Source organism: Massilia sp. Root133, from assembly GCF_001426525.1.
Lineage (GTDB): Bacteria > Pseudomonadota > Gammaproteobacteria > Burkholderiales > Burkholderiaceae_D > Telluria > Telluria orientalis.
Map to the genome: position 1 here is coordinate 59,171 of NZ_LMEW01000007.1, position 12,698 is coordinate 71,868.

A 12,698-nucleotide genomic window follows, 5' to 3' on the forward strand; every position below is an offset into this window, starting at 1 on the left:
TCCACTGACCCACGCCCACGCGAAGGAGAAAGAGATGAAGAGTTCGTTGTTGTCCGGTTTTATCCTGCTGATCATGGCCGCGCTGGCCGGTTGCGGCACCGACGCCGGCAGCCGGTTCGCCGCGCGCGACACGACGGTCGAGTACTACCGCGTATTCGACATCAAAACCGACGCCGCACGCGAGGCCATGGCCAGTGCCGCCACCGAAGGCCTCAACCGCAACGTGAAGGAAGCCTCCATCGCGACGCCGGCCGCCGAGGCCACCGATCTACCGGGCCACTTCAAGATGGCCGACCCGACGAGCGCCGCGCCCGGCACCGCCGTCGACAAGAGCCCGAGCTGCGAAGGCGCCGCCTGGACCGCCAAGGCTGCCCCGCAAGTACGCGGCGGCGACAACATGAACATGGTCGCCTGCCTGTTCCCGTACAAGAACGGCTACCACCTCGACATGTACGCCGTCTTCACGAAGCCCGAAGGCGGCTGGCTGTCCTGGCCGCGCCGGGTTGGAGGCATGATGCTCGGCACACCGGAAAAATTCACCGAGACCACGATGCTGGACATCGTGCGCACGATCCGCGCGAACACGAAGGCGCAGGTGTCGCTGGTGGAAGCGAAGCCCAATCTGCCGGGAACGCCGTGGCTGGACGGTGGCGATGCGCCGCTCGCCGCAGCCGGACAGGTCAGCAAGCCGTAGGGTGGGCGGCGATACGCGACGGCGGCACCGTCGAGACCGCCATCGGCACCGTTACGGCGTCGCAGCGCCGTTCGCCGAGTTCGTAACTGCAGGCACGGCCGACGGCGTCCCATCCAGCCGCGCAACCCAGTTGACGAGCGCATCGAGCACGGCCCGGCCGCGCCCATTGCCGACCCGGTCGCTGTTGACGAAGGCGACGAGCACGCACTGCCTGCCGTCCGCATCCGGCACGTAACCGGCCAGCGCGACGACGTTGGACAGCGTGCCCGTTTTCAGGCGCGCGCGGCTGGCGGCGGGGCTGTCGTGCAGGCGGCGGCGCATCGTGCCGTCCACGGCCGCGATCGGCATGCTGGCCTGGAGTTCCGGCGCCCAGTTGCTGCGCAGGCCAGCCTGCAGCAGGCCCGCCATCTGGACAGGCGTGATGCTTTCGATGCGCGACAGGCCGGAGCCGTTTTCCACGACGAAGCCAGTGTCGTCGATGCCGTGCGTGCGCATCCAGGCGCGCACGACCGCCTCGCTGCGGGCAAGCGTCGTAAGGGTCGTGCCGGATGTGTTGGGCTGCGGATGGCTGCCCAGCACGGGGTCGGGCTCGAGTGCGCCCAGGCTCAGGAAGAGCAGGCGGGCGAGGGTGTTGTCGGAGGGCTTGTTGATGTCGCGGATGACTTCCGGCAGCGGGCGCGACACGTGCTCGGCCAGCAGGCGCGCACCCGGCGGCGTGGCGCCTTCGACGGCCGTGCCCGTGATGGTGCCGCCCAGCGTCTTCCACTGGCGGCGCACGAGGCGGGCGACGTATTCCTGGCGGTCGATCACGTTGATCGACTCGCTGGCCACGCAGTTTTTCGGGAAGGTGCCGTGCAGCACGACCTTGATGCCGCCGCCCGGACGCGGCAAGGCTTCCGGCAGCTTCCACCCGTTTTCCCAGGTGGCGCAGTCGGCATCGATGAGCTTCATGTCCGTGTCGACGGTGACGCCGTCGAGCTCGGGCTGCATCGCGACGCGCACGCGCGTGGCCGGCTTGCCGTCCGGGCGCGGCGTCGAGCGGATGTCCAGTTGCAGCATGTTGCGGTTGACGAACAGCGCGTCCGGGATGGCGTTGTAGTAGGCCTCCGGCGACTCGTCGAACGGCGGCACGCCGACGTCCGCGCGCGCCGGATTGAACAGCGTGCGGTCGACGATCAGGTTGCCGTCGATCCGGCGGATGCCCTGGTAGCGCAGGGCGCGCAGCATGGTCGTCAACGTCTCGGTGGACAGGTCGACGTCGGCGCCGCCGCGCAGCACGAGGTCGCCGTGCAGCACGTCGCCCTTGACCTGGCCGGTCGTGCGCATTTCGGTGCGGCCGCGGAACACGGGGCCCAGCTGCTCGAGGGCGACCAGGGTCGTGACGAGTTTCATCGTCGACGCGGGATGCAGCGGATGGTCGGCCAGGTGCGACAACACCGTCTTGTCGCCGCGCAGGACGAGCGCGCTCACGGCATCCTCGGGAATCGCCGCCGCGCGCAGGGCGTCCGTGACGGGGACCGGCAGCGCGGCCGTCATCGACGCCGGCGGCGACGGTTGCAGTTGGGCCGCGGCCGGCATGCCGATGCCCAGCAGCGCGGCGGAGAGAAGAGTCAGTGCGTGACGACGAAGCATGCCTGTCCTTTTTGTTCTTGCTATAGCCATTATCCGAAGAACACGTAGGCCACCGAGATGGCCGCGATGATGCCCGCAAAGTCGGCGATCAGCCCGCAGGAAATCGCATAGCGCGTCTTGCGCACGCCGACGGAGCCGAAGTACAGCGCGACGATGTAGAACGTGGTGTCCGCCGAGCCCTGGAAGATGCAGGCCAGGCGGCCGACGAACGAATCGACGCCATACGTCTTCATGGCGTCGATCATCAGCGCGCGCGACCCGCTGCCGGACAGCGGCTTCATGAGCGCGGTGGGCAGGGCGGGCGTGAACGCGGTGTCGAGGCCGGCCATGCGGATGAGCCATTCCAGGCCTTGCACGACGAAGCCGAGCACGCCGGCATTGCGGATCACGGAGATGGCGACGAGCATGCCGACGAGATAGGGGATGATCGTGAGCGACGTCTGGATGCCGCCCTTGGCGCCTTCGATGAACGCCTCGTACACATTGACGCGCCGAATCATCGCGCCGACGATGAACACAACGATGATGGAGAACAGGATCAAATTGCTCGCGACCTTGGAGACGGTCTCGATTTCCGGCTTGGTGAGGTATTGCGTGAAGTACCAGATCAGCGTGGCGATCGCGGCCGTCATGCCGCCCAGCCAGCCCAGCACGACGCCGTTCAGCAGGTTGATGCGCTGGCGGATCGACACGGCGATGATGCCGGCGACCGTGGCGACATAGGTCGCGATCATGCACGGGATAAAGATGTCGGACGGGTCTTTCGCGCCGAGGATCGCGCGCTGCGCCATGATCGCGAGCGGAATCAGGGTAAGGCCCGACGTGTGCAGCACGAGGAACATGATCTGTGCGTTGCTGGCCGTGTCCTTGTTCGGATTCAGCGTCTGCAGGCTTTCCATCGCCTTCAGGCCGAACGGCGTCGCGGCATTGTCCAGGCCCAGCAGGTTGGCGGAAAAATTCATCACCATGTGGCCCGTAGCCGGGTGGTCCTTCGGCACTTCCGGGAAGATGCGCGAAAAGAAGGGAGAAATCACTTTCGCCAGCCAGCCGACGGCGCCGGCCTTTTCGCCGATGTTCATGATGCCCAGCCACAGGGTCATCACGCCGGCCAGCGGCAGGGCGATGTCCATCACGCCCATTTTGGCCGCGTCGAAGGTGCCGTCGATGATGCGCTTGAAGATCTCGGTGTCTCCGAGGAAGATCCATTGGGCCAGTGCCGCGACGAAGCCGACGAGGAAGAAGCCGATCCAGATGTAATTTAAAGCCATGGGTGTCGTAGTTTCGGCGGCTCATGCCGCCTGAGCTCGATTGTGCAGCGGAGAGTATAGGCGCTGAGCAAGCTGCACTGATGAAAGTATGGGCTAGGGATATGTAAAAAAGTTATGCGCCTCTGGAAAGCTTGGCGTTCTGTTATCGCGCTGCCGTATTGCCTGGGTCCAAAGCCTGAGCCTATGATACGCAACGCTTCCAGGACCTCGCCATGCCGACTCGCCGCTCCTTCCTCGCTTCCCTGCTGTTCACCGCTCTCGCCCCATTCGCCGCCGCGCAAGGCCCGCAACCCAAGGTCCTGCACATGTTCCTGTCGACGAGCGAGACAGGCATGGACCCGGCCGTCGCGTCCGACATCGCCACGTTGTCCCTGCTGGAAAACCTGTTCGATCCGCTGCTGCGCTACGACTACCTCGCGCGCCCCGTCAAACTGCAGGGCAATGGCGCGAAGGACCTGCCCGAGATCTCCGCCGACGGCCTGACGTACACGTTCCACATCCGCCCCGGCATGCGTTTTACGCCCGACCCGGCCTTTAAAGGTCCGCCGCGCGAGGTGACGGCGGCCGACTATGTCTACAGCATCCAGCGCCTGTATGACCCGACGCTGAAATCGCCGTGGTCGTTCATGTTCGAGGGAAAACTGCTGGGCGATGCGGCGTGGAAGGACCGTTTCAGCTACGCGACGAACATCCCGGGCCTGCAGGCCGTCGACCGGTACACGCTGCGCATCCGTCTTTCCGAGCCGGATAACAATTTCCTGTTTTACCTGGCCACGCCGGCGACCGGTGTCGTCGCGCGTGAAGTGATCGAGGCGTATCCGGGCCAGGCCGGCAATCACCCCGTCGGCACGGGACCGTTCATGCTGGGGGACTGGAAGCGCAGCGACCGCATCGTCCTCGTCGCCAATCCCGCGTCGACGTCCGTCTTTCACTCCGGCGTGACGACGGACCCGGCCGCCGATCCCGCCGACCGCGCCATCGCCCGCGCGCTCGAAGGCCAGAAGCTGCCGCGCGTGGACAAGGTCGACATCAAGATCGCGGAAGAATTCCAGGGCCGCATGCTGGGCTTCCTGAACGGCGAATACGACTACCTGGAGCAGGTGCCGGAATCGATGACGGACATGGTCATCAGGAACGGCAAGCTGAAACCCGAGCTCACCGCGCGCGGCATGCAGCTGTACCGCTTCCCCGTGCTGCAGACCTACTACATGTGGATGAACATGGAGGATCCGGTGCTGGGCGGTTATTCGAAGGAGAGGGTGGCGCTGCGCCGTGCGATTTCGCTCAGCTACAACAGCGCCGAGGACATCGCGCTGCTGAAACAAGGGTTCGCGATCAAGGCCGAATCGCCGCTGCCGCCGGGCGTGCTGGGCTATGACCCGAACTACCGCAGCCCCGTCCCGTACGATCCGGCGATGGCGAACGCGCTGCTGGACCGCTTCGGCTACGACAAGCGCGACCCCGACGGGTTTCGGCGCCAGCCGAAGGCGGGTGGCGGCACGGAACCGCTCACGCTGCAGATGAGCAGCGAAGCCACGGTCGGCGGCCGCCTGCGCGACGAACTGTGGCGCAAATGCCTGAATGCCGTCGGCCTGCGCGTCGTGTTCAAGTCGGACAAGAAGACCGAGATCATCAAGGCATCGCGCCTCGGCAAGGTGCAAATGTTCGAGAGTAACTGGATCGCCGACTTCCCCGACGGCGACAATTTTTACCAGCTGCTGTACGGCCCCAACGCGGGCCGCGCCAACTACGCCCGTTTCAATCTGCCGGCCTACAACGAACGCTACGAGCAGGCGCACGCGCTCAAGGACGGTCCCGAGCGCCAGAAGCTGTACTTCGAGATGAACCAGCTGATCCACGCCTATAACCCGTGGGTGCCGCTGACGCATGTGCTCTCGGCAGATATCCGACAACCGTGGCTGAAAAACTACAAACGCCACCCTGTCGAATTCACGCAATGGCGTTATCTGGATGTCGATGTTGCGGAAAGGACACGTGCTGCACGAGGGAAGTGATAGTTTTTGCTAGATTGACTACGTGAAATATTCCCTGCAGTTATAGTCAGCGCCGGAATTTTCATTGGCTGGGCGCGCGCCAGTGCGCTTACCTTTGAATCAACAATTCATGCCAACGTCATCGTGCACCAAGGAGAGCCACGTGAAGTTAAAGAAGCTAGCGACCATGATCGCCGTGATCGGTACCGCAGCCCCGGCCGTCGCGCAGCAAGCGCAAACGGACAAGCCGATCCAACGCGTCGAAATCACGGGTTCCAGCATCAAGCGCATCGCCACCGAAGGCGCGCTGCCGGTACAGACGATCACGATGGACCAGCTGGACAAGCAGGGCGTCACGAACGCGGAACAGCTGATGCGCCTGATTTCGGCCAACGGCACGGGCGCCGACAATATGACTTCAGGTAATAACGTGTTCGGCGCGGATGCCGACCGCGTCAGCGGCGGCGGCTCGTTCGCGTCGCTGCGCGGCCTGGGCCCGACCGGCACCCTCGTGCTGATCAACGGCCGCCGCATTTCGGGCTACGGCCTGTCCGGCAAGGCGGTCGACCTGAACACGATCCCGCTGGCGGCCGTCGCCCGCATCGAAGTGCTGAAGGATGGCGCGTCCGCGATCTACGGCACGGACGCCGTCGGCGGCGTCATCAACTTCATCCTCAAGACAAATTACGAAGGCGTGCAGGCGAATGCCACCGGCAACTGGACGGAGCACGGTGGCGGCGCCACCCGCCGGCTGCAGGTGGTGGCCGGCCACGGCAACCTGGACACCGACCGCTTCAACGTCATGGTGGCCGTCGGCTACGACCGGAACAACGAACTCGATTCGCACCAGCGCTCGTTCGCCAACGGCTACCAGCCGGCGCGCGGCCTGTCGCCGGACACCACCGGCACCCCGGTCGCCAACCAGCTGACGGGCGCCGGCACCGCGCTGGGCTCGAATTTCCAGATGCCGGGCGATCCGAACAAATACCTGCAGGCCGGTCTCCTCTCCCTGCAGGGCAAGTGCGACAGCGTGCAGGGCATGAACCAGTACGCGACGGCGCTGTGGAAGGACGTGACGTCGCCGCTGCGCTCGACCTATTCCTGCGCCTACGACTACGGCGGCGACTACGTGATGCAGCTGCCGACGGAGCGCACGAACGGCGTCGCCCGCGCCACGTTCCAGGTCAACCCGGATCACCGCGTGTTCGCCGAAGCCATCGCCGCGCACACGAATTCGCTGGCGATCCTGACGCCGGCGCAGATTTCCACGTCGCTCGCGAACGGCAACGCGTATCCGGTGGGCGGCCCGTACTACCAGGACCTGTCGCCGTACATCGCGTCGTTCGACAAGACCAAGCCGATCATCTACAAATGGCGCGCCTGGCCGCTGGGTAACCGCACGCAGAACTACACGACCGACACCGTGCGCCTGATGACGGGCGCCGAGGGCGTCCTCGCCGGCAAGTGGGACTACAAGATCGACCTGTCGCACAGCGAGAGCCACACCAAGACGGACCTCGTCGACGGCTATGCCTACACGAGCGCGCTGTACCAGGTGTTGGGCAGCGGCGTCGTGAACCCGTTCGCCGCGCCGTCGCAGGGCCAGAGCGCCGCCGCGATGCAGGCGCTGGAAGGCACCAAGTTCTACGGCCGCCTCCAGCACGGCAAGACGACGCTCACGCAGTTCAATGCCTCGATCTCGGGCGAGATCTGGCAACTGCCGGCCGGCCCGCTGCAGGGTGCGATCGGCACCGACCTGCGCCGCGAAGGCTATGGCTTCGCGCAGGACGTCGACGCGACCAAGATCCTGCTGGCGCCCGGTAACGCGAACCAGGACACGGTCAACCGCAACGTCAAGGCGATCTACACCGAGCTCGTGGTCCCGGTCATGAAGAACCTGGAACTGCAGCTGGCGCTGCGCCGCGACGACTACAGCCTGATCGGCGCGACGACGAATCCGAAGATCGCGTTCAGCTATCGTCCCACGAGCTGGCTGATGCTGCGCGGTTCGGCCAACAAGGGCTTCCTGGCGCCGAGCTTCGCGCAGCTGTATTCCGGCCGCCTGGACCAGGAACTGCCGAACGGCGTGTCCGATCCGGTCGGCTGCGCGTCCCACCCGGGCGACCCGCGCTACTGCGCGATCGAGCGCCTGAACTACTTCAGCGGCGGCAACCCGAACCTGCGTCCGGAGACGTCCAAGCAGGGCACCCTGGGCTTCATCGTCGAGCCGAACGCGAACTTCTCGATGTCGGTCGACTACTGGGCGATCAACGTCAAGGACCGCATCCTGAACCGCACGCCGCAAGTCGTGCTGGCCAATGCGGCTGCGCTGGGCGAGTACATCCACCGCAATGCGGACGGCACCATCGATTATGTCGACGCGGGCTGGATCAACGCGGCCGGCCTCAAGACGCGCGGCGCCGACGTGGGCCTGCGCGGCCGCGGCAACCTGCCGGACGGCTGGCGCTGGAACGCGACCCTCGACGGCACCTGGACGCAGAGCTACCAGTTCGCCGAGTTCGAAGGCCAGCCGTACGTCGAATACGTCGGCAACTTCTACACGCGCGACATCTACCTGCGCTGGAAGCACAACGCCACGTTCAGCGTGAACAAGGGCGCGTGGAGCTTCCTGCTCAGTAACCTGTACCGCGACGGCTACAAGGACCAGGTGCCGAACGGCGGCAAGGGCACGCCGCCGGCCGGCTTCAATCCGCACGTCGCCAGCTATACGACGTGGGGCCTGTCGACGACGTACACGGGCTTGAAAAACACGACGGTCACCGTCGGCATCCAGAACCTGTTCGACCGCGACCCGCCGTTCACGGCGCACAACGTGGACGAAGTCGTGGGCGCCGGCTGGGATCCGCGCGTGGCCGACCCGCGCGGCCGCTCGCTGAGTTTCGACGTCAAATACCGCTTCTTCTAATCGGTAGCGCCAGTATCCTTGGCACGACCTGCGGCCCGCGACCCTGGAAGCCACAAGCTTCCGCGGCGCGGGCCGTTTTACTTGAACCTCATTCCATGAACGACAGGCGCAGATTCAACAAGATGATGGCGGCGGCATTGTTGCTGCGCTTCACGTCTCTTCCTGCGCCTGCACGGTCCGCATCGAGAAAAATGACACCACTGATCAAACCACCGCGCCTGCGCCGCGGCGACGTCGTCGGCCTCATTGCGCCGGGCGGCTACACCAGCGACGCCTCGATCGAGAAGGCCGTGCAGCACATCGAGGCGCTGGGCTTCCGCGTCAAGCCGGGCACGTACCTGCGCGACGTGTGGGGCAATTACGGCGGCACGGTCGCGGCGCGTATCGCCGACCTGCACGCGATGTTCCGCGATCCCGAGGTGAAAGCCATCTGGGCGATCCGCGGCGGCTCCGGCTGCATCTCGCTGCTGCGGCACCTGGACTACCGCCTGATCCGCACGCATCCGAAGGTCTTGCTGGGTTACTCCGACATCACCGCGCTGCACCTCGCCATCCACCGCCACGCGGGCCTCGTGACGTTCCACGGCCCGGTCGCATCGAGCACGCCGTCCGGGTATTCGACGGAGCACTTGCTGGCCGTGCTGATGGAGCCGAGAGACGCCTACACGATCCCGATGTCGGCGGAGAACGACCGCCGCGCGCTGGAAGAGCCGTGGTACGCGGCGCGCACCGTGCACGGAGGCGTCGCCGAAGGCCCGCTCATCGGCGGCAATCTGTCGCTCGTGAGCGCACTGGCGGGCACGCCGTACGCGGCGGATTTCACGGGCGGCCTGCTGTTCCTCGAAGAGGTGAACGAGGAGCCGTACCGCATCGACCGCTGGATGACGCAGCTCGACCTTGCCGCCGGTTTCGACAAGGCGGCCGGCGTCATGATCGGCATCTGCGAGAACTGCGGGCCGCAGGGCGACGGGCCGTCGCTGACCTTGGACGAGACGTTCGACGTGCACCTGCAGCCGCTGCGCGTGCCGGCGGTGACGGGGTATTCGTTCGGGCATATCCGCAACCAGTTCACGATGCCGGTCGGGATCCTGGGCAGGCTGGATACGGAGGCGCGGACGGTGACGTTGCTGGAGGCGGCCGTCAGCTGAAGACCGTCGTTCCCGCGGAAGCGGGAACCCATGCTGAGCGTCCGTAGCGTACTCAGTATGGATTCACGCGTGCGCGGGAATGACGTTGGTTGTTACCACCTCCACGCTTCCTGTAGTCTTTCCTTTAAATACCCCACGAACACCCTCACCCGCGGCGCCAGATTCCTCTGGTGCGGATACACCGCATGCAGCGGCGCCGCCGCCATCGCGTGGTTCGGAAGCACACGCCGCAACCGGCCGGCTGCCAGGTCATCCCCCACGTCCCAGATCGATTTCAGCGCGATGCCGCTGCCGGCCAGCGCCAGCTGCTGCGCGGCGCCGCCGTCGTTCGTGAGGAAGGCGGCGTCCACGCGCACGGGCGCGGTCTCGTCGCCGTCGAATTTCCAGTCCGTGCGGCGTTGATCGCCGATCACGATGCAGCGGTGGCCCGCCAGTTCGGCCGGCGTGCGCGGTTCGCCGTGGCGCTGCAGGTACGCCGGCGACGCGCACAGCACGCGGTAGTTCGGCGCCAGCGCGCGCGCGACGAGCGAGGAATCGGCCAGCGCGCCGTAGCGCACGCCGAGGTCATGGCCGCTGTCCAGCAGGTCGACGACGGCATCCAGGAGCTCCAGCTGGATCGTCACCTGCGGATGCAGTTCCTGGAACGCGGCCGCGATCGGCGCCAGCCAGCGCCGCCCGAATTCGCCCGGCGCCGTGATGCGCAACAGGCCGTGCACGCCGTCGCGGCGCTGCGCGAGCAGGGCTTCGGCCTGCTCGACCTCGTCCAGGATGCGCAGCACGCGCGCGTGGAACAGCCGGCCTTCGTCCGTCAGCGTCTGGCGCCGCGTCGTGCGCTGCAGGAGGCGCGTGCCCAGGCTCGCTTCCAGCAAGGACAAGCGCTTGCTGACGACGGACACGGGCACGTCCAGCTCGCGCGCGGCGGCGGACAGGCTGCCGGCCGAGACGATCCGCGCGAATGCGACGAGGGCAGGGAAGTTGTTGGCGAGCGTGTCCATCTTGCGCTTTTTGGAAATAATGATTTCGTATTCTGCCGCTATTTTTCGTTCAGCGTGAAATCTATGATGGACTCATCGAATCAAGGAGCTCGAACATGAAATCCATCCCCATCCTCGCTGCCATGCTGGTCGCGCTGCCGGCCAGTGCGGACGAACCACTCGTCAGCGCCCGGCAAGTCATCGTCGACCCGTCGCTGCCGCCGGCCCGGCGTGACGCGGACATGCAGGCGGCGCGCCGCTACGCCACGTTCTGGCACACTGGCGATGAACGCTTTGCCCGCGCCGCGCTCGCAGCCGATTTCACGGACCGCACGCTGCCGCCGGGCCGCGCGCAAGGCGTGCCGGGGCCGTTGGCCGCGTCGAAATTCGTGCGCACGGCGATCCCGGACCTGCAGGCCGACCTGCGGCAGATGATCGTCGCGGGCGACCGCGTTACCGTGCACTACCGCTTCCACGGCCATTTCACGGGACGGTGGGGCACCACGCAGGGACAAGGGCAGGCGGTCGACTTCATCGCCACCGACATCTATCGCATCGCGGACGGGAAGATCGCCGACAACTGGCACATCGAAGACAATCTCACACTAATGCAGCAACTGGGCCTCGTCGCCCGCTGAAAGGGACATCATGCACATCGATTTGACCGGCAAGACCGCACTCGTTTCCGCTTCCACCGCCGGCATCGGCCTGGCGACCGCCATCGGGCTCGCCGACGCGGGCGCCACCGTCATCCTCAACGGGCGCTCCAGCGATGCCATCGAACGTGCCCGCGCGGCCGTGCTGGCGCGGGTGCCGGGCGCGCAATTGCGTGGCGTCGCCGCCGACCTTGCGACGGCCGAAGGCGCCGCGGCGCTACTCAACGCCGAGCCGCACGTGGACATCCTCGTCAACAACGCGGGCACGTACGGGCCGCAGGATTTCTTCGAGATCGACGACGCCACGTGGGAGCATTTTTTCCAACTGAACGTGATGTCGGGCGTGCGCCTCGCGCGGCACTACCTGAAGGGGATGCTGGAGCGGGACTGGGGCCGCGTCGTGTTCATCTCGTCGGAATCGGGGCTGAACATCCCGGCCGACATGATCCATTACGGGATGACGAAGACGGCGCAGCTGGCCATCTCGCGCGGGCTGGCGAAGCTGGCGGCCGGCAGCGGCGTCACCGTCAACGCGGTGCTGCCGGGGCCGACGCTGTCGGAAGGGGTGCGCGCCATGCTGGAAGGCGCGGCGAAAGAAGCCGATACGTCGGTCGAGCAGGCGGCGACGGACTTCGTGCGCACGCACCGCCCCAGCTCCATCCTGCGCCGCGCGGCGAGCGTGGACGAGGTGGCGAACATGATCGTCTACGTCTGTTCGCCGCAGGCGTCGGCCACGACGGGCGCGGCGCTGCGGGTGGATGGTGGCGTGGTCGATACGATCGCGTAGACGTTTACGCGACCACCTCGTCGATCTGCGTGGCCACTTCGTCGAAGGCGGCAGTGGCGCGGTCCTCGCCCATGTTCACGCCTTCGGCGTAGATGAACTCGACGTCCGTCATGCCCATCAGGCCCAGCACGCCCTTCAGGTACGGCACTTGCGAGTCGCGCTCGGTGTCGCGGTAGATGCCGCCGCGGGCCAGGCCAACATAGACTTTCTTGCCGGTGACGAGGCCTTCCGGACCGTTCGCCGTGTAGCGGAAGGTCTGGCCGGCGCGGGCGACGGCGTCGATCCACGATTTGATTTGCACGGACACGCTGAAGTTATACATCGGCACGCCCAGCACGATCACGTCGGCGCGTTTCAGTTGCGCGATCAGCGCGTCGTCCAGCGCCACGCGGGCGCTTTGCTCCGGCGTGCGTTGCTCGGCGGGCGTGAACAGCGCGGACAGCGCGGCTTCGTCCAGCACGGGGTGCGGGTCGCGCGCCAGGTCGCGCAGCTCGACCGCCGCTTCCGGATGACGTGCCTTCAGGCGCGCCGTGATCGCGTCGGCGACGCGGGTGGAGTTCGAACCGTTGGCACGGGCGCTACCGTTGATTTGCAGGATGTTCATCGTGTTCTCCAGAAG

The 12,698-nt window shown here is 66.2% G+C and carries 10 protein-coding genes; 6 read left to right on the plus strand and 4 right to left on the minus strand.

Features of this window, described 5'->3' with window-relative positions; genetic code table 11:
- The first annotated feature begins 34 nt into the window (after positions 1–34).
- Positions 35–694: a hypothetical protein gene (locus ASD28_RS07755; protein ID WP_056126044.1), complete on the plus strand. Its 660-nt coding sequence runs from the start codon at positions 35–37 to the stop codon at positions 692–694.
- Between the two features lie 51 nt (positions 695–745).
- On the opposite strand, the gene dacB is transcribed toward ASD28_RS07755, so the two are convergent.
- Together dacB and ASD28_RS07765 are read right to left on the minus strand one after the other, a co-directional pair.
- Entirely contained in the window at positions 746–2,326 is a 1,581-nt protein-coding gene (dacB, locus tag ASD28_RS07760; RefSeq protein WP_082577520.1) for a D-alanyl-D-alanine carboxypeptidase/D-alanyl-D-alanine-endopeptidase, read from the minus strand.
- A 29-nt stretch (positions 2,327–2,355) separates the two neighbouring features.
- Positions 2,356–3,594 (minus strand): nucleoside recognition domain-containing protein, encoded by a 1,239-nt coding sequence (locus ASD28_RS07765; protein WP_056126046.1) that lies wholly within the window; start codon positions 3,592–3,594, stop codon positions 2,356–2,358.
- Positions 3,595–3,806: 212 nt separating this feature from the next.
- Here ASD28_RS07765 and ASD28_RS07770 point away from each other — a divergent pair, with 212 nt between their 5' ends.
- The 3 genes from ASD28_RS07770 to ASD28_RS07780 all read left to right on the plus strand — a co-directional run bounded on the left by ASD28_RS07770 (position 3,807) and on the right by ASD28_RS07780 (position 9,662).
- The gene (locus ASD28_RS07770) at positions 3,807–5,609 is read left to right on the plus strand and encodes an ABC transporter substrate-binding protein (protein ID WP_056126047.1); all 1,803 of its coding nucleotides are present in this window, start codon (positions 3,807–3,809) and stop codon (positions 5,607–5,609) included.
- A gap of 142 nt (positions 5,610–5,751) precedes the next feature.
- Complete coding sequence (locus tag ASD28_RS07775) at positions 5,752–8,514, plus strand: TonB-dependent receptor (protein ID WP_056126049.1); 2,763 nt, start codon at positions 5,752–5,754, stop codon at positions 8,512–8,514.
- 191 nt (positions 8,515–8,705) lie between these two features.
- Positions 8,706–9,662, plus strand: a complete 957-nt coding sequence (locus ASD28_RS07780) for an LD-carboxypeptidase (RefSeq protein WP_229412233.1) — start codon at positions 8,706–8,708, stop codon at positions 9,660–9,662.
- 92 nt (positions 9,663–9,754) lie between these two features.
- On the opposite strand, the gene ASD28_RS07785 is transcribed toward ASD28_RS07780, so the two are convergent.
- The gene (locus tag ASD28_RS07785) at positions 9,755–10,657 is read right to left on the minus strand and encodes a LysR family transcriptional regulator (RefSeq protein WP_056126052.1); all 903 of its coding nucleotides are present in this window, start codon (positions 10,655–10,657) and stop codon (positions 9,755–9,757) included.
- 95 nt (positions 10,658–10,752) lie between these two features.
- On the opposite strand from ASD28_RS07785, the gene ASD28_RS07790 reads away from it, so the two are divergent.
- Positions 10,753–11,274 carry an ester cyclase gene (locus tag ASD28_RS07790; protein ID WP_056126053.1) on the plus strand — a complete coding sequence of 174 codons (522 nt, stop codon included), beginning with the start codon at positions 10,753–10,755 and terminating at the stop codon, positions 11,272–11,274.
- A gap of 10 nt (positions 11,275–11,284) precedes the next feature.
- Positions 11,285–12,079, plus strand: a complete 795-nt coding sequence (locus ASD28_RS07795) for an SDR family NAD(P)-dependent oxidoreductase (protein WP_056126054.1) — start codon at positions 11,285–11,287, stop codon at positions 12,077–12,079.
- Between the two features lie 4 nt (positions 12,080–12,083).
- Here the strand turns inward: ASD28_RS07795 and ASD28_RS07800 are convergent, their stop codons facing one another.
- Positions 12,084–12,683: an FMN-dependent NADH-azoreductase gene (locus ASD28_RS07800; protein ID WP_056126056.1), complete on the minus strand. Its 600-nt coding sequence runs from the start codon at positions 12,681–12,683 to the stop codon at positions 12,084–12,086.
- Between the last annotated feature and the right edge of the window lie 15 nt (positions 12,684–12,698).